General features: G+C 60.6%; 23 protein-coding genes. 16 read left to right on the top strand and 7 right to left on the bottom strand.

Annotated features, from left to right (window positions below):
* Positions 1 to 838: 838 nt before the first annotated feature.
* Positions 839 to 1,933, bottom strand: coding sequence for an aldo/keto reductase (locus IV113_RS16245; RefSeq protein ID WP_291086986.1), 1,095 nt, complete (start codon positions 1,931 to 1,933; stop codon positions 839 to 841).
* Between the two features lie 37 nt (positions 1,934 to 1,970).
* The gene (locus IV113_RS16240; protein ID WP_291086984.1) at positions 1,971 to 2,999 is read right to left on the bottom strand and encodes a kelch repeat-containing protein; all 1,029 of its coding nucleotides are present in this window, start codon (positions 2,997 to 2,999) and stop codon (positions 1,971 to 1,973) included.
* A gap of 96 nt (positions 3,000 to 3,095) precedes the next feature.
* Between IV113_RS16240 and IV113_RS16235 the strand changes: the two genes are divergently transcribed.
* Entirely contained in the window at positions 3,096 to 4,010 is a 915-nt protein-coding gene (locus IV113_RS16235; protein ID WP_291086982.1) for a LysR family transcriptional regulator, read from the top strand.
* 44 nt (positions 4,011 to 4,054) lie between these two features.
* On the opposite strand, the gene IV113_RS16230 is transcribed toward IV113_RS16235, so the two are convergent.
* Positions 4,055 to 5,050, bottom strand: coding sequence for an SDR family oxidoreductase (locus IV113_RS16230; protein WP_291086980.1), 996 nt, complete (start codon positions 5,048 to 5,050; stop codon positions 4,055 to 4,057).
* A 233-nt stretch (positions 5,051 to 5,283) separates the two neighbouring features.
* On the opposite strand from IV113_RS16230, the gene IV113_RS16225 reads away from it, so the two are divergent.
* Positions 5,284 to 6,183, top strand: coding sequence for an AraC family transcriptional regulator (locus tag IV113_RS16225; RefSeq protein WP_291086978.1), 900 nt, complete (start codon positions 5,284 to 5,286; stop codon positions 6,181 to 6,183).
* Between the two features lie 18 nt (positions 6,184 to 6,201).
* Here IV113_RS16225 and IV113_RS16220 read toward each other — a convergent pair whose 3' ends face one another.
* Positions 6,202 to 7,002, bottom strand: coding sequence for an SDR family oxidoreductase (locus IV113_RS16220; protein ID WP_363318630.1), 801 nt, complete (start codon positions 7,000 to 7,002; stop codon positions 6,202 to 6,204).
* Positions 7,003 to 7,147: 145 nt separating this feature from the next.
* Between IV113_RS16220 and IV113_RS16215 the strand changes: the two genes are divergently transcribed.
* Both IV113_RS16215 and IV113_RS16210 read left to right on the top strand, forming a co-directional pair.
* On the top strand, positions 7,148 to 7,660 hold the full coding sequence (locus IV113_RS16215) for a carboxymuconolactone decarboxylase family protein (RefSeq protein ID WP_291086976.1): 513 nt from the start codon (positions 7,148 to 7,150) through the stop codon (positions 7,658 to 7,660).
* A gap of 2 nt (positions 7,661 to 7,662) precedes the next feature.
* Complete coding sequence (locus tag IV113_RS16210) at positions 7,663 to 8,097, top strand: Atu4866 domain-containing protein (protein ID WP_291086974.1); 435 nt, start codon at positions 7,663 to 7,665, stop codon at positions 8,095 to 8,097.
* 10 nt (positions 8,098 to 8,107) lie between these two features.
* On the opposite strand, the gene IV113_RS16205 is transcribed toward IV113_RS16210, so the two are convergent.
* Positions 8,108 to 9,100 (bottom strand): helix-turn-helix domain-containing protein, encoded by a 993-nt coding sequence (locus tag IV113_RS16205; RefSeq protein WP_291086972.1) that lies wholly within the window; start codon positions 9,098 to 9,100, stop codon positions 8,108 to 8,110.
* A gap of 176 nt (positions 9,101 to 9,276) precedes the next feature.
* Between IV113_RS16205 and IV113_RS16200 the strand changes: the two genes are divergently transcribed.
* The 9 genes from IV113_RS16200 to IV113_RS16160 all read left to right on the top strand — a co-directional run bounded on the left by IV113_RS16200 (position 9,277) and on the right by IV113_RS16160 (position 18,426).
* Positions 9,277 to 9,900 carry a TetR/AcrR family transcriptional regulator gene (locus IV113_RS16200; protein ID WP_291086970.1) on the top strand — a complete coding sequence of 208 codons (624 nt, stop codon included), beginning with the start codon at positions 9,277 to 9,279 and terminating at the stop codon, positions 9,898 to 9,900.
* 11 nt (positions 9,901 to 9,911) lie between these two features.
* Positions 9,912 to 10,187 carry a zinc ribbon domain-containing protein gene (locus IV113_RS16195; protein WP_291086968.1) on the top strand — a complete coding sequence of 92 codons (276 nt, stop codon included), beginning with the start codon at positions 9,912 to 9,914 and terminating at the stop codon, positions 10,185 to 10,187.
* Between the two features lie 222 nt (positions 10,188 to 10,409).
* Positions 10,410 to 11,003, top strand: coding sequence for a response regulator transcription factor (locus tag IV113_RS16190; RefSeq protein WP_291086966.1), 594 nt, complete (start codon positions 10,410 to 10,412; stop codon positions 11,001 to 11,003).
* Positions 11,003 to 12,736, top strand: coding sequence for a hybrid sensor histidine kinase/response regulator (locus IV113_RS16185; RefSeq protein WP_291086965.1), 1,734 nt, complete (start codon positions 11,003 to 11,005; stop codon positions 12,734 to 12,736). The genes IV113_RS16190 and IV113_RS16185 overlap by 1 nt, the downstream gene beginning before the upstream one ends.
* A 140-nt stretch (positions 12,737 to 12,876) precedes the next feature.
* Positions 12,877 to 13,806 (top strand): alpha/beta hydrolase, encoded by a 930-nt coding sequence (locus tag IV113_RS16180; protein WP_291086963.1) that lies wholly within the window; start codon positions 12,877 to 12,879, stop codon positions 13,804 to 13,806.
* Between the two features lie 9 nt (positions 13,807 to 13,815).
* Positions 13,816 to 14,721, top strand: a complete 906-nt coding sequence (locus IV113_RS16175) for a patatin-like phospholipase family protein (protein WP_291086961.1) — start codon at positions 13,816 to 13,818, stop codon at positions 14,719 to 14,721.
* Positions 14,722 to 14,747: 26 nt separating this feature from the next.
* Positions 14,748 to 15,677, top strand: a complete 930-nt coding sequence (locus tag IV113_RS16170; protein WP_291086959.1) for a hypothetical protein — start codon at positions 14,748 to 14,750, stop codon at positions 15,675 to 15,677.
* 25 nt (positions 15,678 to 15,702) lie between these two features.
* The gene (locus tag IV113_RS16165) at positions 15,703 to 16,071 is read left to right on the top strand and encodes a hypothetical protein (protein WP_291086957.1); all 369 of its coding nucleotides are present in this window, start codon (positions 15,703 to 15,705) and stop codon (positions 16,069 to 16,071) included.
* A 603-nt stretch (positions 16,072 to 16,674) separates the two neighbouring features.
* Positions 16,675 to 18,426 (top strand): AAA family ATPase, encoded by a 1,752-nt coding sequence (locus tag IV113_RS16160; RefSeq protein WP_291086955.1) that lies wholly within the window; start codon positions 16,675 to 16,677, stop codon positions 18,424 to 18,426.
* A gap of 141 nt (positions 18,427 to 18,567) precedes the next feature.
* Here IV113_RS16160 and IV113_RS16155 read toward each other — a convergent pair whose 3' ends face one another.
* On the bottom strand, positions 18,568 to 19,008 hold the full coding sequence (locus IV113_RS16155) for a helix-turn-helix domain-containing protein (protein ID WP_291086953.1): 441 nt from the start codon (positions 19,006 to 19,008) through the stop codon (positions 18,568 to 18,570).
* 680 nt (positions 19,009 to 19,688) lie between these two features.
* On the opposite strand from IV113_RS16155, the gene IV113_RS16150 reads away from it, so the two are divergent.
* Genes IV113_RS16150 through IV113_RS16140 form a run of 3 tightly spaced genes read left to right on the top strand, consistent with a single transcriptional unit; the run spans position 19,689 to position 24,074 of the window.
* On the top strand, positions 19,689 to 20,561 hold the full coding sequence (locus IV113_RS16150; RefSeq protein WP_291086951.1) for a TnsA endonuclease N-terminal domain-containing protein: 873 nt from the start codon (positions 19,689 to 19,691) through the stop codon (positions 20,559 to 20,561).
* Complete coding sequence (locus IV113_RS16145) at positions 20,552 to 22,804, top strand: transposase (protein ID WP_291086949.1); 2,253 nt, start codon at positions 20,552 to 20,554, stop codon at positions 22,802 to 22,804. The genes IV113_RS16150 and IV113_RS16145 overlap by 10 nt, the downstream gene beginning before the upstream one ends.
* A complete protein-coding gene (locus IV113_RS16140) occupies positions 22,797 to 24,074 on the top strand; it encodes an AAA family ATPase (RefSeq protein WP_291086947.1) in 1,278 nt (425 codons plus the stop codon). The genes IV113_RS16145 and IV113_RS16140 overlap by 8 nt, the downstream gene beginning before the upstream one ends.
* Here IV113_RS16140 and IV113_RS26265 read toward each other — a convergent pair.
* Complete coding sequence (locus tag IV113_RS26265) at positions 24,071 to 25,129, bottom strand: TniQ family protein (RefSeq protein WP_363318633.1); 1,059 nt, start codon at positions 25,127 to 25,129, stop codon at positions 24,071 to 24,073. The two genes, IV113_RS16140 and IV113_RS26265, sit on opposite strands and share 4 nt — an antisense overlap.
* Positions 25,130 to 25,546 lie beyond the last annotated feature (417 nt).

Below are 25,546 nucleotides of genomic sequence, written 5' to 3'. Positions count from 1 at the left end.
GAGCCACATGCTGAGGCAGTGCGATGAACAACTTATTGGGCTCATTAAGAATCGATTAACCAGGAGTGTTCATCAGTCCCGCCCGCTGCCGATCCCATGGACGGAATCTTCACATCCGCGTCGAGACGGTCGAGCTTGGTTGCGTCGCGGCGAGGGACTTTTCTGCCATGGAGCCAAACGATCGCCGGGTGGGCGAAAACTCAGGGCAACCCAGCGCAGACGCGGAACGAAAAAAAGCACCCACCGCCCTCGCGAGCGGTGGGTGTGAACAAGCCTTGGAGAGGGTGGGGCTTGGAAATCAGAGGTTTTGAACCACACCTACCGAGCGCACTCCAACCGGGCAGATTGCTCCGCCAGCAGGGTCAGTCGCCGCCCTGCTTCGCTGGAGGCCGATGAAGCCTGGCCGTATCGGGCCGCCACAATGAACGGCAGAACCGCGTTCCAGGAATCACTCCTGGCCTGATCTGCTGCGGCCACCGTCGCCTTTGCTTCTTCTGTTTGCTGGATCAACTCCGCACAAGACAGCGCTCCGAACTGTGACTCGGCCACCGTGCTCGTTGGAATCTGAGCGCAGGCGGACAGGAGTGCGGGGACCAGCAAGGCCAGTAAGGCACAAGGCGCGCGATCTGCCCGTGTTTGCATTGAAGTTTTCATTTCCGACTTTCGGTGTGAGGTCCCAGAGCGACGATGTCCCTGCGCCTCGTGCTTCTGACCTGGTCAACCCGGGCATGCCTTGCTTGAGGCGATATTGACCAGTCGGCTTTAAGAAGCCGTTAACAGGATTAAGGTTTGATGAACTGCCTGGTCACAGGCCAGGGTTTCAGCGGGCGCGCTCTGTTCAGCTGCGCGCCCGCAACGATGCCTGGCCGCGGCGGATGAAGCCCTGGTATTGCTGATCCTTGCCCGGATACCAGGGCACAGACGCAATCTGTGCAAACGCCGGCAAGCGTTCGAGGTGGCGCACCATGCGTTCACGCATCGCAGCGTCAGGCAGATGGCCGCGCAAAGCGCCGACGTTCTCCAAGGCGTGCGCGGGATTCGACGTCGAACTCAGGCAGGAGGTGACGGCTGGGTGGGACATCACATACTTCAGAAAGTACTGCGCCCAGTTGTCGATGCCCATTTCACGAGCGAATCCCGGAACCTGCTGACCTTCAACCGCCTTGTGCAGACGACCCTTTTCCATGGCCATGTTCACAAGCACACCGACGCCATGCTGCTGGGCTGCGGGCAGCACTCGCTGCTCTGCACTCCGGTTGAAGATCGAATAGTTCACCTGGACGAAATCAACCGCACCCCTGCCAATCCACGTTGCCAGCAGGTCGTGCTGAGAACTCTCGTGGTGCGTGATGCCGACCAGCCGCGTACGCCCCTCCTTCTTCCAGGCATTCAGCAGCGGCACCACGACGTCGGCGTTCACGATGCTGTGGCACTGCATCAGGTCAAAACGTTGGCGCCACAGGCGCAGTTGCGATTGTTCAAAGCTGCGCAAGGCATGGCTTTCGTCCGTCAGGTATTCGCCTGTGGTCCACAGCTTGTTGGCTATGAATATCCGATCGTTGATGCCAAGACTGGTCACGAAATCGCCGACCGTGTTTTCAGCGCTGCCGTACAGCGGCGACGTGTCGAGCACCCGCACGCCTCCATCCCAGTATGTTTTGACGACGTCGCGCAGATTTGAGCGAGGTTGCCCGGGCAAAACGTCAAATGTCAGAAATGTACCGAGGCCCAGTGCCGATACCGATTCGCCGGTACGCGCAATCGTCTTCGTCAGAACACCTGGCGGAGGGGCCTGGTTTGGGGTGGCAGGCACAGCGGTTTGCGCGCCGCTGGGCGAAGCGGCGAGTGCCAGTGGAATGGCCGCGGCAACACCAAGGCCGCGCTGCAGCAACTGGCGACGGTGGCTGGAAAAGTGGGGGTTGTCGGTGGACATAAAACTCCTGATTTGGACAGTTCAAGTGGGTGTTGGGTCATGGGGTGCCATCGAGTACCAGCACCTCGTGAACGTCACTGGCCGCGTTGCCTCCCACCCGAAGGCCACCACCAAAAACATGGATGCGGTTGTTCAAGGTGGCGGCGCCGAGGCCATGACGCGCGGTGGGCATGGGCGGCAGTGCATCCCAGCGATCTTTGACGGGGTCGTACACCCAGCTGTCGGCGAACACTTTCTGCTCGGGCACCCATTGCTCGCCTCCGAATACGTACAGCTTGCCCCGGTGCGCGGCCGCCGCCAGTCCGCCGCGTGCCTGCGGCATCGGCTTGCGAGCCGTCCATGTGTTGCTGACGGGATCGAACACTTCGAGCGTCGGCACGTTGATCTGACTCAGCGTTCCGTCTGCCTGCTTGCGTGCGCTGCGTCCCCCGACGACGTAGATGCGCCCATCAATCACCGCAGAGGCGGCGCTGTTGCGAGCCGTTGGAGCATCGGGCAGCCGACTCCAGCGTCCGCTCGCAGGGTCCAGAACTTCCACCGCAACGGAATCTTGATGATCATTGAAGTGGCTGGCACCAGCGACCGCGGGCACGCGACCGCCGATCAAATAGACCTTTCCATGAACAGCTGCAGCGACGCCTTCTGCACGCGCTTGAGGCAAGTGAGGACCTTTGTGCCAGCGGTCGGCAGCGGGCTCATACCAGAACACGCTGGATTGGGCGCGCCAATTCGGGAACCCTCCGCTGAACCCACCGATGCCCCACAGACGGCCATTCGCGGCAGCGAGGGCGATGTGATGTCGGGCTTCGGGAAGGGTGGCCAGACGAGTCCAGCGCGCTTGAGTTGGGTCCCAGGCCTCGAAGTGTGCCGAATACCCTGTGTTGGGGCTGAGCAGGCCTCCAGCCACATAGATCTTGCCGTCCAGCACTTCAGGGTACAGCTCCTGGCGGGCGACGCCGGCCGGTGCTGCCTGCTCCCATCGAGGGGACTGCTGTGCTTGCGAAGCCGAGGAAAGAAGCGCGGCTGCCCAGAGTGCGAAGTGGGCGATTTTGGAGCTCGTTTTCATGGCGTCTGGTCCTTTACGAATGGCCAGATCGTAAGAGCCGACGTCGGCCAGGACTAGGTGAATAATCCTGCATGACGTGTTTAACAGGAGTAAACAATGACCCGATCTGTCCTGCCGGATCTCGACGTTTTTGCAGCGGTAGCAAGACACAGAAGCTTCCGCGCCGTGGCGACCCAACGCGATGTCTCCGTGTCGCTGATAAGTCAGACGATTCGCCGGCTGGAGGAACAGATGGGTGTCACGCTTCTGACCAGAACGACACGCAGCGTCACCCCCACCGCAGCCGGGTTGGAGTTGCTCGGCCAGTTGGAGCCAGGTTTGGCGCTGATTCACAAGGCCTTGGAGCGACTCAACCAGCACCGCGGATCACCCTTGGGCTCTCTCAGGATCAACGCCCCTGCACCTGTCGCTCAATTCTTGCTGGCGGGTCTGGCCGCTCGCTTCGTGTCGATGCATCCTGGTGTCTCCATCGAGATCACCGCTGACGCGGCAATGACGGACATCGTGCGCGATGGTTTCGACGCAGGCGTGCGCATCGACAAGGATCTGCAACAGGATATGGTGGCCGTTCGCATCGGTGCGCCACAGCGCTACGCAGTGGTCGGCGCCCCTTCCTATTTTTCACGCCGTCCCATACCCAAGTCCCCGCGTGACCTTGCTGGACATGATTGCATCCGGCGACGATTTCCAGGTGGAGGACTGCAAACCTGGGATTTCCAGCGCCGCCACATTGCTCCTGACACGGGCACACCACGGCTGGTTGTCAATGATGCGCAGGTCGCGGTCAACGCCGCGGTGGCGGGCGGGGGCCTGGCGTATGTTCACGAGAAGTATGTCGAGCGCGAACTCACTACCGGGGAACTGGTGCGCGTCCTGGAGGGTTGGTCGCCGGGCATCGGTCCTCCTTATCTTTACTATCCGCGACAACGCTTTCTATCCGCCGCCATGAAGGCCTTCGTGGATTTTGCCCGGTCCGCCGCTGCTGAACATCCCGGTTCAAAGGCGCATTGATCGAGCGCTTCTGCTTGGGGAAGTCGTACGCCATGCATGGCTGGTCAAACCCTCCCCAAGGATTCCTCGATCGGACGCAGGGATGCCGGAACCCTGCTCTTCGCCAGAGGGAACTCAACGTTGGTCAACCGTTCCGACTCGATCCACAGCCTTGCAGCGGCCCCCGGATCCATCGCCTGTGGAGGGACTTTGGCGATGGTCGGATGGCCCCGGGTTTCACCGAGTTTGTCTGGCCCGTAGTACATGCCGCCCTGAGCCTGGGGCGATGTCGCTGCGAAAAGCGTCGGCAATGCTCCCTGTGCCGCCGGCTGAAACAAAAACCACAGGGTCCGACGCATCACGCCGGGAACGCTCCAGGTGCCTGCGCCGTTGGGCAACAGATCGGTGCGTGAAATGCCGGGATGGGCTGCGATGCTCTGGATGCCCCAGCCAGCGTCATCGCTGCGGCGTTGCAGTTCAAGGGCGAACATCAGGCAAGCCAGCTTCGATTGGCTGTAGACCGGCATCGGCTTGTAGCTTCGTTCCGCTTGCAGATTGTCGAAGTCGATCGCGCCGCTGCGGGCGGCGACACTTGAAAGGCTGATGACGCGCGGTTGATTGCCTTTGCGCAACAGCGGCATGAGCTGGGCAGTCAACGCAAAGTGACCCAGGTGGTTGGTGCCGAACTGCAATTCGAATCCGTCCGCCGTCACCTGGCGCATCGGGGGTGACATCACGGCCGCGTTGTTGATCAGCACATCCACGCGGTCCAGTGAGCGTCGCAGGCTCTCGCCGAATGCCTCGATGGAATCGAGGCTGGCGAGATCCAGCGCCATGAAACCCACATGCGCCTTGGACACGCTCTGCCGAATCCGCGCAACGGCTTCTGTGCCCTTCTTCGGATTGCGCCCAGCGATGATGACGTGTGCACCAGCGCGTGCGAGCGCTGACGCGTCTTCGAATCCAAGGCCACCGGTGCCGGTCACGACGACCGTGCGACCGTCTTGGGGTGGGATGTTGGAAGTCGTCCAATGGGTCATGGTGGTTGCCTCGGTGGTCATGAACAGGGGATCGTGGAGGAAGCGTCTTCACTCGCACGTTCCCATGCTGGCAACCGCAGATGAACATCTTTTTGGGCTTTTTAAGATTCGATGAACGATGGGTGGCCGCAAAGCGATTGCCCAAACGCACGAACCCATTGCCGGATCGTCCAGCGGTGGTCGTTCCTGGTCGAGCAGCTTGTACCCTTGAAGCGGTGCCCAATTTCGACCCAGCACAACCTGGAGGCCGTGACATGACCCTGAGTGCTCAAGATTCCCTGGTGGAGCGCGTGCTGCGGCTCGCCCCGAGGCAGGGCGCCAACGCCACCTGTGTTCCGGGGCTTCAGCTGTACCGTTTTGATCGGCCCAACGAGCCCTTGTACGCCCTGTACGAGCCCTCCGTTTGTTTGATCGTTCAAGGCCGCAAGCGGGTGTTGATCGGCGATCAGGTGTTGAACTACGGACCCATGCGGCACCTCGTGGTGTCGCAAGACCTGCCGATGTCGGGCCAGGTGCTTGAGGCCGATTCGATGACCCCCTACCTCTGCATCGCCTTGTCGCTCTCGGCGCAGCAGATCGCATCGCTCTTGCTGGACATTGGCCGACCAGCCGAGCCATCCAACGCTGGAAGCGCCTCGGGCATGTACACCGAAGACAGTTCCATGGAGCTGATCGAGGCAACCCACCGACTCATCCGTTTGCTGGATGCGCCCCACGATGCCCCAGCCCTGGCGCCCTTGATCCAGCGAGAGATCCTGTACCGACTTCTCACGTCACCCAACGGCTGGAGATTGGCCCGCACGGCCACCCCGGACACCTACGACCAGCGGGTGGCCAGGGTGATCTCATGGATGCGCGACCGCTATCGCGAGCCTTTGAGGGTGGCCGATCTGGCGAAGGCGGTTCACATGAGCGAATCATCACTGCACCAGAACTTCAAGGCCGTGACCGCACTCACGCCCATTCAGTATCAGAAGCAGCTTCGCCTGCAGGAAGCCCGCCGGCTGATGCTGGCCGAGTGCGCCAGCGCCGCGGTGGTGGCGCGCCATGTGGGCTATGAGAGTCCGTCTCAGTTCAGCCGGGAGTACGCGCGCATGTTCGGCGCGCCGCCAGGACGCGACCGCGTGCGCCTGTTGGGCGAGCGCGTGCATTGACGACCCCGGCGCAAGCGTTCAGTCAGGGCTTCGGGTTGGGCGAACGACCAGTTCGCTGATCGACACCTCTGCGGGCTGCGCGATGGCGTAGGCGATGGCCTCTGCGATCGCCTCAGGTGAGATGGTGGTTGCACGAAATGCCCGCATTGCTTCAGCCGCTGCAGGGTCCGAGATGTGTTCCGCGAGTTCGGATTCCGTCGTTCCAGGCGATACCGTGGTCACGCGGATGTTCTCCTCGACCAGTTCTTGTCGAAGCGCATCGCTGATGGCCCAGACCGCGAACTTGCTCGCGCAGTAGACCCCCGCGCCTGGGTAGCTGCGGTGCGCTCCGATGGACGCCACGTTGATGATGTGCCCGCTCCCCTGGCTTTGCATGTGGGGCAGCGCCGCTGCGATTCCGTAAAGCACACCCATGACGTTCACATCCATGGTCCGCTTCCACTCTTCCACCTGGAGCATGTCCATGCGAGACAGTGGCATGACGCCGGCATTGTTGACTAGAACATCGATGCGTCCGTGCAGCGCGATGGTCTCGGCAACGAAGTTCTCGACGGATGCATGTTGCGTGACATCCAGCACCCGCGTGTCGGCCACGCCGTCACCCGCCCTGATCTGCGTGGCCAGATCTTCCAGCCGCTTCAAACGGCGAGCGCCGAGAACCACCTTCGCACCGCGTTCCGCGAGAACGCGCGCGGTGGCGGCCCCAATGCCACTGCTGGCACCGGTGATTGCCACGACCAACTGAGTCGAATTTGAATGAGACATGCCCACAGCTCCTGGTGAATGGTGAAAGAGGGCCTGACGATAGGTGGCGCGCATCGAACGGGATTGCCTGATCCAGCAACCGTGATGCACGATCCTTTTCGCCTGAAGGATCAGGCAATCACTCCACAGCCTTGGGCCATCCGGGGCCCTCCGCCATTTCTAGACTGAGCGCTCATCCCTTTCTTCACAGGAGTGCTCCATGCAAAGTCTTTCCATCACGCCGCGCGCCATGCTTCTGGCGGTCATGCTCGGCGCGGCCAGCGTCGGTGCTTTGGCGCAGGCCAGGCCGGTCGCCAACACCTCGGAACCACCGGCAAACGCCACGGCCATGACCCCACGTTACCAACGCGGACTGGAGGTGCTCTCGACGTTGAACAGCGGCAAACCCCAGCCGGTCTTTGAGGCCATGCGCCGGGAGTTCCCGTTCCTTGCCGAAGCAACAGCGAGCTATGCCTTGGGGGACGTCTGGGGTCGGCAGGTGCTGGATGCACGAACGCGCCAGTTGTCTGCCACCGCTGCGTTTGCTGCGCTGGGCTTGCGCAGCTTTTACAAGACCCATGCGGGGTACGCACTGGACGCGGGTGTTTCGCCGCAAGAGCTGAAGGAAGTGATCTACCTGGTCACCGTGCCCGCGGGCTTCCCGCGAGCGATCGAAGCTTCGCAGGCACTTCAAGAATTGTTGGTCGAACGTGGTTTGACTGTCGTGAACTGATCATGAACACCACCACCCACTTCATTCCCGCAGGCACGCTGTCTGGCACACAGCGGGGTAGCTTGCGCCGTGCACTGGGCTCCACCATCCTGATGCTGTCCGCATCCCTCTCAGCCCATGCGCAAACGAGTGCGCGCACGCCCGACCCGGTCCCTGGGCCGAACCATCACGATGATCCAAGGCATCACACCCACCTCGGGATGTGGGTGACTGCGGATGGCCACATCCGTCATGAACTTCTGCCGAATGGCCGCTACGACGAGCAGCGTGGCCAGCAAAAACACGCCTACCAGGGCCGCTACTGGGTCAAGGGAAATCGGATCGTGTACCTCGACGACACAGGCTTCACAGCCGACGGCGAGTTTCGTGGTGCCCGTTTCCATCACGGTGGCTATGTGTTCTTCCGCGAAAGCGTTCCATCCGCTGGAGGAAAGTAGACATGTTTGTTCAAAGAGCCATGGGCACCGCCGTGCTCGCACCGTCATGGCTCTTGACGTCATGCCATCGACATTCAGACGGGGTCATTCCATAGCGCTGCTTGAAGCGCCGGTAGAAGGTCGATACCTCGCCGAAGCCCGCAGCGAAACCGATGCCGGCCGTGTCCATGTGGAGCGCTTGAGGGTCGCGAAGCAGCGCATGCGCATGGCCCAGGCGAGCGCTGGTCAGGTACTCGTGAAAGCTGCCGTCCGAGAGCGTGAAGAGCTGGTGCAGCGTTCGCACCGAAACCCCGAACGTGGCGGCCACGCTCGCGGGCGTCAGTCCCATGTCGGATGAATGCTGCTCCACATGACGCTTCACGCGCTGCAACAACGCCTGCCGACGCGCCAGGCGGCTGCTGTCGCGTTGGTCTGGATGGGCGCCCGCAGCGTCCGCCACCAGAGCACACAGGGTGTTGCAAGCCAGGTCCAGACTGTTGGGTGAAAGTTTTTCGTGCTGGTGCAACAGCGTGTCCAGCCAGCTCGCGATCAGTTCGCTCGCGCCTCCGCTGCCCATCCTGCGCATGGGCATTTCGCCGGATCGCGTGGCGAGCAACGGGCGCAGGCGCGCTCGTTCGATGCGCCAGAGCCGAAAATCAAAATCGCCGGCGGTGCCGGTGCTGAACGCCCGATGGGGGTCGACGAACACGATGTCGCCTGCTTCGGCCACGCAGCGCTGGCCCTGTTGTTCAAACCAGGCACTCCCTCGCCTTTGCAGGTACACGCAATAGGTGTCGCCCGGGCTGTCGTGGATGTCCTCTTCGCGGCGCTGCACGAGGTGCCCTTCACACACGATGTCGATCACATCCGACATGCCCAGTTGGTGCCTGGCGATGCTCCCCTGGAATGGGTGGCGTGTCCGGCGCTCCGGGCTCAATGCGTAGACGTGATGGCGACACGCTTCGCGCCACTGATCAAAGCGCTGTGCCGGGGGCACGCATTCGGTGGACCACTTCAGAGCCATGGCTGCTTCCTCTCGGGTGACAAGGGCAGCGCTTGAACAGGGGGCCTGCCGTTGGGTCTTGTGCGGAAACAGTATCGATCCGCACCGATAAACGAACAAGTTCGCGCCAATGAATACATCAACGAAAAGTGGAAGGTGTGATTATAATGAGTATTAACTCAGTGAGTTACTGCTCAATGAACACACGAAAATCCGAACATCCCGCCGCCTCGACTGCTGCGCGTCCCCGGGCACGTCAACGCGAAACCACGCGCCAGCAACTGGTGCAGGCAGGCCTTCAAGTGGTGGCCGAGCACGGTTTTGCCGGCGCCACCACCGCGGCCATTGCCCAGGCCACCGGCAAGGCGCACGGCACGGTGTTTGTGCATTTCGCCAACCGCGATGTGTTGGTGGAGGCCCTGGTCGCAGAAATCGGTGAGGCCATGTCGCAGCGCCTGTCGAACCTGCCGGCACAGACCTGCGGCGTGGCCGATGTGCTCGACGCGCACCTGCTCGCTTTGGGGGAACACGAGTTGCTCTACACGCGGCTGCTGCGCGAGGCCACTGCGCTGCCACCGTCTGCGCGCGCACGCGTGTTTGCGCTTCAGTCGGCCGTGGGCAGCCGGTTGCGCCAGGCCCATGCGAGGGATGTCGAGCGGGGCACGGCGCGTGCGATGAACCCGGTGGCATTGACCAACCTGTGGATCGCGCTGACCAACCACTACCTGATCAACCGAGACCTGTTCGCCCCTGGGCACAGCGTGGTAGCTCAGCGCGGCGCCGAGCTCAAGGCCCAATTGCTTGAAGTGCTTCAACCTTGAGGAGATGTCCCATGGCCCTGTCCGAACACTGTCCTTCCTGCGGCTCCTGCGGTTTTCCCATGCGCGAACCGGCCGACTTCGCGGGTGGCCTGCCGGGTGCGACCTTCTGCAGCACCTGTGGGGACGACGCAGGCCGGTTGCGCCCCTTCGAAGAAGTCCTGCAAGCGAATGCCGAGTACCTCGTGCGCCAGCAGGGCCTGGACCTGGGCGCTGCGCGCCAGATGGCGCGCGCCCTGCTCACGGCCATGCCCGCGTGGAAAGCGGATTCGCCCGGCACCGGCCGTTGAGCCGTTACACCGACATCTGGCGCCTGGATCATGGCCGCGGGACCTGCGTATTCGCACACACCACGCAACACCAGCCGCCGGTCTGAGGCACGCGCGAATTCGCACGCATTGCCATACGGACGCACGCATTGCGAAGACCGCACGAAAGCCAAGAGCGAGGATCCGAAGGTGACTGCAGACCTGTGCCCCCTTCACGATGAACCTTGCGCCCAGGAGTTCACGGTGCTCATCGCCGACGACCATGCGCTCGTGCGCGACGGCATGCGCAGCCTGGTGTGCGAAGTGCTGGGATGCGTGCGCATTCTGGAAGCGGGGGACGGAGATGCGCTGATGCGCGCCGCGCGCGCCACCCCGCCCGCCCAGCTCGCACTGGTGGACCTGAACATGCCGGGCATGGAAAGGGGCTTCCGGCTGGCCGAACTCGCCCACAGCCATCCCGACCTGCCATTGGTTGTGATTTCGGCGCTGACCTCACCCGACGTGGTGCGGCGCACGCTGGACATCCCGAGCGTGCATGCCTTTGTGCCCAAGAGCGCACCGTCCGAACAGATCTGCAGCGCCATTGAAGTGGCGCTGCGCGGTGGGAAGCTGCCATTTGCACACCGGGCACCGGAGTCCAGGCGTCCTGATGTGGCGCTCACGCCTCGCATGGAAGAGGTGCGCCAGTTGCTCCGCCAGGGCATGAGCAACAAGCTCATTGCGCGCACGCTGGGCATCAGCGAAGGCACGGTGAAAAACCACATGAGCGAAATCTTCAAGGCCCTGCAGGTGACCAACCGCACACAGGCGGCGCAGCTGGACGCGGACAGCCTGTGATGGCGCAGCGGGACGAAGCACCCGACCCCGAGGACAGCGCACACACCGTGGCCTCGCTGTGGGCACTGCGTGCCTGCGAGCTGCTGTGCGTGTTCATGTTCGCCACAGCGCTGCCCTGGCAGCAGCCCGCACTGTGGTTCTCGATCATTGCGAGCATGGGTGTGCTTCGCTGGTGGCATGTGAATCGGCCAGCTTTCCGTGCCTTGCCCAAGACGCAGCGCCGCCGGGTTTACCGCATCTACATGTGGGTGCTGATGTCTTTCGTGGGCAGTTCCTGCTGGTTCCTCTACGTGCCCGACAACGTACCGATCCTCGCCGTGCTCATGAGCTATCTGCTGGGCAATGCGACCCTGATTGCGGTTCGGCTTACCGGCGATGTGGTGCGGACCACCATCGCGTTGTGCCTGGCGGTGCTCCCCACGTCGATCCGCCTGATCGTGGACGGGCTGCACGGCAACCCGCTGCTGGTGATGATGGGCATCGGCGGCCTCCTCATGACGGTGACCATGATCTTTCTCTCGCGCGCGCAGGAGATCGGTGTGATGCGCCAGGTGGAACAAAGGCGACGCGCTGAAGCAGCGGCCAACACCCTGGCGGCACTGGGCCTGGCCAAGTCGCGCTTTTTTGCGGCGGTGAGCCACGACCTGCGGCAACCCGTGCACGCCATCGGTCTGTACCTCTCGCCGTTGGCGCGACTGGCCGACAGCACGCAGGACCGTGCAGCTTTGCGCGCCGTTGAAGGCATCTCGCAATCGTGGCGGGCGCTGGACGACCTGTTGTCCCAGGTGCTGGATCTCACGCGCATGGATTCGGGTGTGGTACGGGCCGAACTGCGGCCAACCGAAATCGCCCCCCTGGTGGACAGCCTGGTGCGCCAGCACAGCGCCGTGGCAGAAGCGGCGGGCGTGCGCATCGTCTCGCTGGTGCGGAGGGAGGCGTACGCCATGGCCGATGGGCTGATGCTGGTGCGCGTTCTGTCGAACCTGATGGACAACGCGATCAAGTTCTCGCCGCACGGCACCACGGTTCTGGTGGCCTTGCGTGCCGGGCGCACGCACTGGCGGTTGCAGGTGCGCGACGCAGGCGTGGGCATTGCAACCGAGGGGCAGGCGCGCATCTTCGAAGAATTCGTGCAGATGGACAACGACGCGCGCGACCGCCGCCAGGGACTGGGACTGGGATTGGCGATTGCGCGGCGCCTGGCGCTTTTGATGAATGGCGACATCACGGTGCGCTCGGCACTGGGTCAAGGCACCTGCATGACGGTCGCGTTGCCGCGAGCCCATGCACCATCCGACGCCGAACTGGTGCCCCCCATCGAGCAGGACGTTTCGTCGATGCCGGGAGCATTGCTGCCCATGGACGGCTCTCCCTTGCCCGCCATGCCCTTCGCCTCACAGCGCGTGCTGCTGGTGGAAGACGATTCGCTGGTGGCCGAAGCCACGCGCGAGCAGCTCACCACCTGGGGCCTGGAGGTGCTGCATGTCGAAACCGCCACCGAAGCCCTGAAGCAGGCTTCGTTCGGCGAAGTGGCCATCTGCGATGTGCGCCTGCCCCATGCCGCGTCGGGCCTCGACCTCGCGCTGACGCTTCAAGAGCGTGGTCACAAGGTCTTGCTGATCAGCGGGGAAACACATGCGCCGCTGCGCGAAGCCGCGGCGCGCCATCGGCTGCCGCTGCTGATCAAGCCCGTGTCCGGCGCTCAGTTGCTCGGCGCTCTTCAAAGCCTGTAGACACCCCACCGCAGCCACCGTCGCGGCCCCGCGCATCGGGTGGGGCATGACCAATTTCACATGTTCGAACACGCGGGGCGTCGGTAGATTCACCGACATCCCCGCACCCCCGTGCGGGGTCCCACCGCAAGGAATGTCCCATGAGGTACCTGTTTTCCACCCACCCCGACAGCCCGGCACCGGCACCCGCCGTGGCACGACCCGCAGCAGCGCCAACCCGTGTGGGCCGCTTTGCAGAAACACCCGCCGTGCCAGCGGTTCGCCGCATCTACCGCGTGTTGTGCCAGCTGGCACCCGCCGCGGCGGCACACCTGGCCTATCGCCAACTCGCAACCCCGCCCCGCGCAGCCATGGGCCGCTGGCATGCGGCGCTGCGCCCGAAGACCCGCACGCGCCGTGTGTCCTGCGGAGCGGGCGAGCTTGAGGTCTACGAATGGGGACAGGGACCGACGGTCCTGCTGGTGCACGGCTGGGGTTCGAACGCCACCCACATGGGGCGCATGGTGCAGCCGCTGTTGCTTGCGGGCTTCCGTGTGGTCGCATTCGATGCACCTGCCCATGGAAGATCGTCGGGTCGCACGACGGACATGGTGGAGTTCGCCAGTGCTGTCGCCACCGTGGCGCGCCAGGTGGGGCCGCTGCACGCCGTGATCGGCCACTCCTTTGGTGCCGCCATGGCCTTGTTCGCCGCGCGGGACTGGGGTCTGGACACCACGCGCTTCGTGTTGATCAGCTCCTTCAGCCACTGCAGCTGGTTCGTGGACCTTTTCGCCCGCCACGTGGGACTCACCCCAGCCGTCCACGAACGCGTGCGCGACATGTTCGTGCTGCGCCATGGAGGTCGTTTCGACTGGAGCCGCATGTCGGTGGTGGAGATGGCGCGTCAGGCGCGTTTGCCCTCCCTGCTGGTGCACGACGAGACCGATGCGGAAATCCCGTTCGAGCATGGCCTGGCCCTGGCTGCCGCGCTGCCCGGCGCTCAGTTCAAGGCAACGCGTGGCCTGGGCCATCACCGCGTGCTGCGCAACACGGAAGTGATCCGTCGCGTGATGACCTTCGTCTCGAACTAGGAGCATCCCATGTGGCATGAAGAACCTTCTTCCCCACGAGCGCGCAAGCACCGCCTTGCGTTGGTGCTGGGCAGTGGTGGTGTTCGCAGCATCGCGGGTCAAGGCATTGCCGATCGGCTCGCACGCGAAGGCATATCGCCCGACGTCGTCGTGGGGTGCAGTTCGGGTGCGCTGTTCGGAGCACAGATTGCGAGAGGGATGCAGGGGCAGGCGGCTGTCAGCATGGCCACCACCCTGTGGTCGGCCGAGCTGACGCAAAAGCGCCGCTGGCTGGCCTACCTGCAGCTGATTGCGCCGAGGATGACCGGCTTTGGCACTGGCTTCGCATTGCGCGACGACCAGTTGATCGCCAAGCGCATTGGCGAGGCCTTTGGCGACACGCGGCTTGAGGAGTTGCCAACGCCGCTGAGGGTGGTCTCCACCGAAGCCGCGACCGGGCAAGCGGTGGTGTTGACACAAGGCCGGGTGGTGGATGCGCTGCGCGCCAGCATGGCCGTGCCCATCATCTTTCCCAGTGTGTGCATTGAGGGCCGCCACCTCGTCGATGGTGTGCTCTCTGACCCGCTGCCCATCGGCGTTGCGGCCGACGCTTCTGTGGTGGTCGCGCTCGGGTTTCCCGGCGGCATGCCGCGTCGGGTGGACCGGTTGTCGCGCCTGGTCGCGCAAACCAGCACCACGCTGATCAACAACCTGATGGAGGCGCGCATGGGTGCCGCGAGGGCCACCGGGCAGAAGGTGATCAGCCTCGAGCTCGACATGGATCGGCATGTGGGCCTGTGGGAGACCGCGGCCATGCCCTATCTGTACGAGGTTGGCTGGCGCGCTGCTGAAGCGCGGCTGCTGGACATCGTGGCCGCGCTGGAGCAGGCCCCCAAACCGCTTGAACCAGTGGCACACCCGGTCTTCCTCGAATGACGCCTTGAACCATGGAGCTGAGAAAAATGACATTCACCACCGTCAACACGGAACGGTATGCGCATTGCATCGCAATGTCCCGCCGCGTGAGCTGGGACATCGACCGCGATGTCATCCGCGGGCGCCGTTTCGACTTCACCCAACCCTTCCTGCCCGATGGCCTCTCGCGCATCAGCCGGATGGATTTCCTGCCACCGGCCGAACAGGTTCGATTGAGCCAGGTGCAGGGCCGGACCTACGCCAACATGTTTGCGCTGGTCGAGCGCTTCATCGGCATTCAAATGCTTGTCTGTACCCGCTACCACTGGTTCGGCGATCAGGTCGCGCTGGAAGCCCTGGTGCGGTTCACCGATGAAGAACTCAAGCATCAGGAGTTGTTTCGCCGCATCGAGCGCCTGGCTGCGGCGGGCATGCCTGCGGGCTATGAGTTCGTGCCAACGGCGAATGAGGTGGCGTCGCAGGTGCTGGATACCTCCACCTGGGCGGTGCTCGCGCTTACCTGTCACATCGAACTGTTTACCCAGGTGCACTACCGGCAAAGCATTGAACCCACGGGCGGGCTTTCGGAGCTGTTCCAGGACGTCCTGCTCCATCACTGGAAAGAGGAATCGCAGCACGCGATCCTGGATGAGCTGGAGTGGGAGCTGGAGAACGCCCGCGTCACACCCCAACAGCGCGATGCCGCGGTGGACGACCTGATCGCGCTGGTGGGCGCGATCGACGGCATCCTGCAACAACAGGCGGCCGCCGACGCTCACTACTTCATCAAGACCAGTTCACAGGCCTTCAATCCGGCGCAGATGGATCGCTTGAACGCCGGCTTGCTGGACGCCTACCGCTGGCAGTACATCGTCTCCGGCGTGCAGGTGCCGCGCTTTCGCCAATCCCTGATCGCCATGACCACAGCGGAACAGTTCCAGCGCATTCAACGCGCACTCGAACCGCTCCTTTCCTGACCCCAACCATCCCACTGGAAACTCCATGTCACACCACTTGCCTCGTCACCTGCCGCATCACAACCACGTCATTGCCGCTCTCATCCTGGCAGCAGCCAGCGGCTGCGCCAGCGCCGAACTCGCGCGAATCGAAACCGCTCACCAAACCTACCATTGGGGCCAGTATGAGCACTCGTTGGCAATCTATGAGCAACTTGCTGCACAGGGCAACGCAGAAGCCGCTGAGCGCGCGGGCTACATGCTGATGCTGGGCGCAGACACCTATGGTGCGCGGGTCCCGCGCAACGTGGCGCGTGCCACGAAGCTGCTGGAGCAGGCCGCTGACGCGGGCCGCCCGCACGCGAACTTCCTGCTCGAGATGTCCGGGCAAGCTGACTGTTCTCGCCAAACATAGTCGAAAACTGACGTTGAGCGTTGACGCGACCTGCAGAGTGGCTCTCCGAAGAAACGGTTCGACCAAAGTCGAAAACACATGACAGACCAGCTGGTCGGCAAGAGATTTACGGCGAGGATTGTCGAAAACTCTGTCTCCGCGGTTCCTGGAGACTCTTCAGTTTTCATGGTTATTCACACATGGGCCTATGCTTACATGTCCCCCGCGATGTGACGGAGCGCCCAGATGGCGGGGCATGTTCCAGAGAGCACGTCGTTGACCATACATGGGGAATCGTTGAAGTAGGGTCATTGAATTCCCGCGCCCCGACCGCTTGCCTTGTATCCCGCGCTCAGAAAAGGTACAGAAACTGGCCCTCCGACAAGCGGTCTACGCTCTCGCCTTCTCCTATGAAAACGTGCCCCTTGAGGAATAACTCGAAGCGCATTTTCTGTACGCCATATATCCCCTTTGCAGCACATTTGTGCGGAGGGGTTGCAAGCCTTGAAAGGCCGCAGTAACGTTCGTCTAAGCGGGTGGGAATCACCTCGATTCCCCGCCCTTTTGGTTGCTCTCCGAAGGCTGCTGCGCAGCTTGAACCGCAACGTTCTTGTGGAGAGCAGCATGGAAACAGCACGTCCGGAATCCGCCATTCCCTCCAGGGCCCAAGCCCTGTTCCCCGAAGCCGAGTTCAAGCTCCGGCACCCCCTCTTCCAGGCCATGCCGTACCCGCTGGGTGCGGACCCGCGCCTGCTGGAGCTGGAAAAATTTGTCTTGAAGTCTTTGGACCAGGACACCAACGAGACGCTGCGTCACGCATCGATTCGGTACGTGGGCCGATGGCTCCACGACAACTCTTTTGATGTGGGAAGGGAGACCCTCCTGACGGATTTCTTCCTGCTTCATGAACGCACACCCTGGTCAGTCGAGAGGATGCACGCTTTCGCCACCGCCTACCTCACGGCAAACGGGATTCGCATTGAAAGACGACGCGAGACAGGATCGGAGCAGCGAGCGTTCAAGCTGGTGCAGGGTCAACGAACGCTTCCCATTGGCGAGACACTGGGCGCCCCCTTCGCCTGGTGCATGAAGCGGTTCTCGGAGTTCGTCGAGATGTACCCCTGGACAGAAGGGGTGACACTGGGGACCTCGGCTTGTTTCAAGGCGGCCGATCTGCTGTTCATGTACGTGCAGCACGGACTTCACCCCAACGGGGAGTGGTCATTGATCCAGCGCCGTAGGTTCATGGAAGCGGAGGGCTACATTGTCTGGACCGCGCTCTCCTTGGTGCTGACCCGCACAGACCGGGCCGCGCAGTTGCCTTCACGCCGAGAATCGCTAGAACGCGGCATGCACGATGTGGTGCTTGGTCAAATTGAAGATGCTTTCACACCCGCCCCTGCTGCACCAAAGCGCGAGGAGCTCGTGCGGGACCCAGAAGGCTCCGACTTGTGCTTCAAGACGGCAACCGACAGCTCGGGTCCCAAGGCACCGGTCTTGACCGTGGTCCAGGGTCCGATTCCCCCAGCCGGCGATGCCAATGATCGGCAGACGCTTGAGCGCTTCAAGCCGCTGCAGTCGCCTCTGCCGGTGGCCCTCATGCCATCGGTCGCCCAACTCCAGGAGAGCCTGTCACGGCTGGTGCGCGAATTCCCCTGGGCACGAATTGCCATCCACATCATCTTCAGCGAGCTGATCACGCGGCGAAGCTTTGGCTCACTGGTGTTTCATTTGCGCCCCGTGCTCCTGCTCGGACCTCCCGGCATCGGCAAGACGCGTTTCGCCCGGCGATTTGCCGAAGAGATGGCCCTGGGCTTTCGAGCGATCGGCTTTGCGGGCATTTCCGACATTCGCGCACTCACCGGAACTTCGCGGGGCTGGGCTTCCGGTCAGCCCTCCGTGTTGCTGGAGCCGTTGCTGAACAGCAGGTCGGCATCCAGCCTGGTTTTGCTCGATGAGATTGAGAAGTTCGTCACGGGAAAGAGCGACATGCCGTCGGCCGGCAATTTCCTCTTGGGCTTGCTGGAGCCGGAGAACGCGCGCAGCTGGTTCGATTCGTTCCTGCAGACCGAGTGCGACCTGTCACGCCTGGTCTTCATCGCAACCGCCAACTCGCTGGCCGGGCTTTCCACGCCGCTGCTCTCGCGGCTCACGGTACTGGACTTCGGGCGTCCGACACCCGAGGACATCCGTGGCGTCATTCCGTTTGCATTGCAAGACATCGCCAAGGACTGGGAACTGCCGAAGGACGTGTTCGATGCAGTGGTGCCTCCTGTTGAGGTCGACGTGCCCAACATGCGCGACCTCAAAGTGTGGCTGACCTGGTACCTCGCGGAATGGGCTAAGAATCACTTGCAAACTGATCGGCAGCACTGAGGTCCACCTCGGGACATTTATTGCTATCGAGGCGCCGCGAGGTCCCTGGATAGCAAACTACATGGAGGCACGCCACACCTGTTGAAATCCGCCTGACACAAGGCCATAGCAACACCTCTGGCCCCGTCAGGTGAAGCGCCGTTACTGGGCAAGTTTCGCAAGCACCGCCCGCTTGCCCAGTTTCCGCAAGGCTCTGATCTTTTCAAGTTGCGCCGCCCTTGGATACACTCTTCCACTTTCCCACTTGTAGATGGAAAGTGCAGAGGCTTCAAGCACCTTCGCCATCTGAGCTTGAGTCAACCCTAGATGCTTGCGGTGCTCAGCGAAGGCGGTCGCATCAAACAAGCCAGCACTCGAAGAGGCAACCGACTCTCTGGGGTTCAAGGGGACTTTCAGGCTCTGCGCCGAGTGGCGCACACCCGAATTTTGCAAGGCTTCTAAGGTCTTGATTTTTTGCCGGAGTTCTGCGATCTCCGATCTGTGGGACTTGGCAACCCGCTGAAGCGACGCGAGCTCCGCGCGTATCTCCTTTCGCGCTACTCGAGACATCTCTTTCTTGATGAATGTGTCGAACGTACCCATTGCAGATGCTTTCCTTTGTGTAGTTGAAGTGTCAAGCCCACCCTGCCTCACGCAAAAGCCCGGTCTTTGCCTAGAGGGAAAAGGAGAGCGACGTTCCGATCTCACCTACTACAAGCGCGTGCTCAGTGGATGAAGGGTGAGATTGCAACGTGTGGCGACCCATTCTTCTGTCACCCGATCCTTCATGCTCCTGTGAATGAGATATCTCATACTAAAGAGAATACAAAACTCAAACTTGACCCATCTCTTCCCACGGCTTTGCCAGATGCAAAACTACTTGCAAGCACCAAAAATGGTGGCTACTCTAGCGTGCGAACGACCAGTACTTCTCTCATCTCTTCGGGCCTGAGGTTCAGAGCGCAGCCTGTCCCAGGTCGTTGAAACTGAGACACGTTGACCGCCAGACCCACACGGACGTTCACCTCGACCCGTATCAACCAACAAAAGGAGAAACGACACACAAAAGAAAACGGCGGTGTGCTACCAACGCACCGCCGTTCTCAGAACCACATTGCTGGGGGATCGACTGCCCAGACTTTCTATCGCGACTTAAGTCTACGCCCTCGCTTTGGGAGCGTCAATCCCCTGTTTTCTTTTGAAAACTAGCCTGGCAGTCAGCCAAGCCTGGGGGAATTGTGCGCACTCAAAAAAGATTCACACCTACCGTGCTCGAACGCTTCATGCGGGAGAACCGCGGTCAAGGAATTTATGAAGACTACATTGCCTGGCACAAGGTGTCCCGCGGGGACCCTGCCAGCAGTGGACGAAGTCACCTACTCCGTTTTCGAGGACGGCTTCGTGACCTCCTCTCCGACGGGGAATTCAAGGCGCAGGCATTCATCCTGATGCTTCCAGACGTGGAAGATGTTTTGGAACAGTTTCCCTTGGACCATGACGCCTCCCGACATCCCGCCTGCGCGTACTTGTTCCATGCAGACCAAGCGCTCTACCCAGGAACCGTCGCAGTTGCAGATCAGCTGAACATCTCACATCCCCTGTGTAAAGGGAAAGTGACAGACAGGCGAGCCCCTGTAAGCACGGTGCTTTGGACCATGACTACAGATTTTCTTGTAGCTATGAAGGGCGATAAACAGCCGTTGAAATTCTTGGCTGTATCCATCAAGCCCAGTGTTGATAGCCTGAAGGAACGGGACCTTGACCTGATGAGGATCGAGCGCGAGTACTGGTCGTCTCGATCTATCGATTGGCTGTTGATCACTCAGGACCAGTACGAGAAGGCGGTCGGCTTGACCTTGGCTCGGTCTGCTTGCTGGGCCCTTGCACCAGCCGCCCCAAAAATGCATCTAGATATTGCGGTGAGACTGGCACGGGAGAGTCCCTCCGGGTCTTTGTGCGATCTGCTGGAATCCATCTCAGATGAACTCGGCTCTCTGGAAAGCGCGCAGTGCGCACTGTGGCAATCCATTTGGTCCGGGGCACTGCTCGTGCGATTGAGCAGGGGGTGGCGACCACATCTTCCTTTTCAGTACACAGATGAGGTTGAGTTCTGGCAACAGAACCCAGTGGCTGCAGGGAGGTCTGCATGGATCTGATTCCGAACTCAACGTTCCGTCTTCTGCCGGAAGTAGGCTCCAAAATGCACCACAGACCGGGCATCTACCGTGTCATCTTCGATGACATTCCTTCTGACACAACTGTCGCAGTGCTGATTCAACCGGAGGATTCCTCCAAGAAGGGTTCCGGTGGACGGCCCAAAGCTCTTTCAACTAAACGACCTCGGAAGAAGCCGCCTGCCCCCCTAGTAGGGAAATTAGTCTGGATTAACCGTGCCGAACTCCGAAAGTTGGAGGAAGACAAGCTTCTCCATGCTTTGAAGATTGAGCGCCCTTCCAGCGCCTACACCCCTCCGCACTCTGACTTGGGCAAAAAACTTCTCGCCCAACGGGCAGATGGGATGCAGGACTTTCTTGATCTTCAGAAACTTCACGAGGGCATCGTCGTGCACAAGGGGCTCGGTGGACTCGTGAAGGAAACTCGTCAGCGCTCTGGCTGGACAAAGTCGACGGTATACAAGCTGTGGTCACTGCTGTGCAAGTTCGGCATAAGCGCAGTGAGTCTCAAGCCATCACATGAGCAATGTGGCGCGAAAGGCGTTGCTCGGCCTGTGGACCCTGGGGGACGCTTGAAGGCGGGCAGAAAGACGTTGGAACAACGCCTTGCAAGGGCGCACGGGGTCATCAAAGACTCCAAGCAGCCCGGTGTGTCGTCTGCTTGGATTGCAGCAGTCCTAGCAGCCGACAGTCGTATTTCGACTCCGAAGCCTTCGTGGCCTAGTCGGTGCGATCAGATTGTTAAGAGTGCATTCGTTTCGGTTGGCAAAGAAGAGAATGGAAAAATCGTTCTCGTCACCCCCGCACTTGGAGAGTATCCGAACAACAAACAGATCTTCAACATACTGACCAAGGACAAATCGAGGCTGGACCTTCTCATTGAGAAGACCACGAAACGTCACTTCGGAAGTACCCTTCGTGGCCTGAGCGCTCGGAACTGGGAGGGGGTGGCGGGACCAGGGCACACCTGGGCAATTGACAGCACGGTCGGAGACATCTATCTACGTTCGTCCATTGATCGATCTTGGGTAATTGGCAGACCCATCGTGTATGTGATCGTGGACGTTTGGTCGACCGCTGTCGTGGGCTTTTATGTTTGCCTGACTGGCCCCAGCTGGAACACCGCCAAGGTAAGTTTATTCAACGCAACCGCTGACCCCTTGCTGCTAGGTGAGCTTTGGGGCTATCAGCCCATGGTGACGCTGTCACCGGCCCCCACCATGGCCTTTTGCCTCATGTGTGACCGTGGAGAGTACTTGTCAACGCTTCACCGTCAAACAGCGCTCAAGGTCATCCCGATGACGAGTTATGCACCTCCGTATCGCGGCGATATGAAGGGGATCGTGGAGGTTCTTCACCGGATCGCAAAAGACGCCCAGTTTCTCTTCATCCCAGGAGCCATGGACTTCAGGAGAAAGGAGCTCGAACTTCGACGCGTGGACCCAAACGACAGCGTGCTGACCATGCGCGAGTACGTCAATTGGCTTCACTTTCTGTTCGCCGAATACAACCTGACAGCCGATCGCCGTCATCGTATCGACGCGCACATGGAAGTGGTTGGGGTACACCCAAGTCCTGCGGGCCTTTGGTCGTGGGGACACCAGATGGGAATTGGCTTTCGTCAACACATCAGCGAATCCGATCTCATCACGTCACTGCTGCCCAGTACGAAGGCACGAATCGGGCGGAACTCGGTTCGCTTCTTGGGATGTGATTATTCCTCCGAGGAGGTCCGTGAGCAGCAATGGACGAGCATCGCGCGAAACTTTGGTGGAAGTGATATCAACATCAATCACTACGAGGGATCCATGTCACGAATCTGGACACCCAACGTCGGAGGGTCCGGGATGATGGAACTGCGGCTGAGTGATCAAACCAAGGTAAGCGCTGAAGCAACGTTCTACGAGTACATGGACACGGTGGCAAGCGCGGCAATCCGGAAACCTGACGTGGATCACGCCAACATGATGATTCGCCTCGATATCCAAAGGCGGCAGCAAGAACTGGTTGACAGAGCTCTCGATGAGGTGCGTCGAGAATCCGCAAAACCATCGGGAAAGAAGCCCACGATGTCAGAGGCCCGCAGAATGGAAAGTCCTAGCGAACGGCCCGAGGAAGCTCCCAACGAACCCAGCGCACGCGGTATACATGAAGACTCGGCTGCCAATTATCAAGCCCTCATGGATGCGTTGTTTCAAGAGGCAGAGGGGCAGCAAGATGCATGAACCTGACCTCTTTGACCCCTACGCGGGTAATGTGCTCATCACTGGTCTGGGACCACTGCTTTCACGCGAACAGAGGGTCGCCAAGTTGATCGAGTTACCGCCCTATCCGAAGGGACTCGAGAACGCTCCGCGACATATTCGCATCCACTATCTGATGCGTCTCTTCGATTTTTACGCCCCTCTCTTGCAAGGGGAGCGTCTTGCTGAGTCGATTGACTTGATGATACGCAGAGGCTACCAACAACGTGATCCCGCTGACCCCAGCACCTTTGGAATCATCAGCGGTGAAACGCGACTCCAGAAGCGGGGGTCCCCACCCGCCGCAGCACTCACGGTAAGAGGGCCATCCGGTGCTGGAAAGACTCAAGCCATCAGTCGCTGCTTCTCGTTGTACCCCGCGCAGGTAATTGAGCATGCTGTTCTCCCTCCATTTCGCAGCCCGCATTCCCAAGTGGTCTGGATGTCAGTGAATGTTCCACCGTCGGGAAGGGCTGAAGATTTGGCTAGAACACTGATGCTGGAATGGCAACGTTTAACCAATACAAATCGGTTTGATCATTGGATTTCCAAAGAAAAGATTCAGCATCCACTCAGGGCACTAGACGAATGGCGCCAAGTAGCAGCAAGTCATTTCTTGGGAGTACTCCACCTGGACGAAGTACAGAATTTTTTCAAACTGCTCACCTTGGCGCAACGCCGCAACCGCAAGAATGAGGCGGGAGAAGTCGAGCTTAGTATTGTGGAGGATCAACTTCTAAAGTGGTTGCTGACGTCACTCAATGAATGGCGCATCCCCTTTATTTTGTCGGGCACTCCAGACGGTATGGGCGCCTTAGGCAAACGAATGAGCACGCTTCAGCGTCTTACCTCTTTCGGGAGTCACCCGTTCCATATTTTTGAGACGGTGGAGGACCCCGCCTACCGTCGCACCTTTCTTGCTCGGCTGGGCAAGTATCAGTACACGAAGCATAAGATTGCCGTTGACAATGTGCTTGAGCAACGCGTTCTCGATCTTTCTGGGGGCATTCCCCGCATCATCATTGCGCTATGGATTGCGGCCAACCGAATTTCGCTTGAAAGGGCGGAAGACACGTTGCGGTTGAAGGATTTTGACGAAGCTGCAGAGACCTATTTGCTTCCCCTAAAGCCCGCGGTGGCGGTACTCCGCAGCAAAGACCCGCGCCGCTTCAGCGAGTACGAAGATCTCATGAGCCGTGACCCCTCATTTTGGGACGAGCTGTGGGGAAACATCAGTGCCAGTTCCAGCTAGTTCGATTGCACAATAGCCTGTAGCCTCATCCGATTCTTGTCGGTATCGGTGCATACAACACTGCGATCCCAACCTCTACACTTGCCCTCAAGCGCTTCAAGCTCGCGAACTCCTAGGTAGATGTCATCCATTGCTTCGTCAGCGGATGCGTACAGTATGGCGCAAGCTATTGCATATGTGGTCACGTGGCTGTGGGAGGTACCCCAAGCAGCTCGCTCAAGTTGAGCTATTTGTCCTTCCCCTTTGGATGAGGGCACCATAGAGTTCAACCATTGTTCAGGGAACAGCTCACGGGCGCGGCCGCTCAATGTTGGCACCCAGTTCAGCCATCCTCGCGATTTCGTCGATCGGCGAACCTTACGAGCACGACATCTGGCCGCCAGGACGATTCCGACCGCCTTGGAATCGTAAGGGCGGGTTGTTTCCATCAAAGCCGCGCATAGCCCAATGTATGTCTTGTACGCGGGAGAATTCACAAAGGCTTCATCGCATTCGATCTGTTGGCTGGTACCTTTTGACAAGAACTCCGACGGCGACCGAAAGTAGGCCCCCTCTTGCTTGCAAGCAAGCAAGGGAACTCGATGCCGATGGCACCAAATGGTGCCGGGAATCTGCAGCTCGCGATGCCAATAGCTCCGTCCTAGGTTTTCTTGTTCGGCTCGAACACATCCTGGACACATCACGGCGCCTACTGAGTTCTGCCTCCGAGACGCCATGCTCAGAATTCCCCGCCTTGCTTCAGATCCATGGGGCGTCGAAACATGGTGCGGCGTAATACCTCGCCTCAAAGGAACAGTTGTGTGACGGCAAACGAACTCCTCGACGCTCATGCCTGAGATTCGCGCCAACAGTTCGACTATGGTGACTTTTCGCAAGCACGAGCTTTCTAGACCGCTTGAAGCGGCGATCGCGTTTTCAAGGTCCCCTGCAGTTCCGAAACCATTGATTCGCATCAACACGCCTGCGTAGGACTCATCAATCTCATCTGGGCTGGGGAGGACTGCAGTGGGACCGGCTCGCGTAAACGTCCCAGTCTTCGGGATACAGCGGTCCATCATGAAGATCCTCCCCGAAGAGCGGAGAGGGACCGAATCACCGTCGCCAGTGCCCGCGAATGAGACGCAGAGCCGTCCCACGTGAGCGTGAGGGCCTCGACCAATTCCACGTTGCTCCGAACTGCGTCTGCAGTCACACCGCCCCCCGATCGTTCGATGTAGAGGCAGACTTCTTCAAGGAGCCTGGACCTGCGCAGACCTCGACCCGAAAGAATTCTGCTGACCTGGGGCTGGCTGGCACTGACAGCGTGAGCAATCTCTGCCTGTGTCAGACCTTGGTGCCGCGCGATCTCCGCGGCGCGATGGATACGAGCTTGCCATCCTGTTTCGATCATGCATTAAGCATACTGAAATGCATTTATGAATGCAAGTAAGATCCGTTTGGTCATCTCCGGGTGGAATCTCAAAGTAGCTCGC

It is taken from the genome of Hydrogenophaga sp. (genome assembly GCF_018780385.1).
In the GTDB taxonomy this organism is placed as follows: domain Bacteria; phylum Pseudomonadota; class Gammaproteobacteria; order Burkholderiales; family Burkholderiaceae_C; genus Hydrogenophaga.
This window is presented reverse-complemented; position numbering and strand designations above follow the sequence as displayed.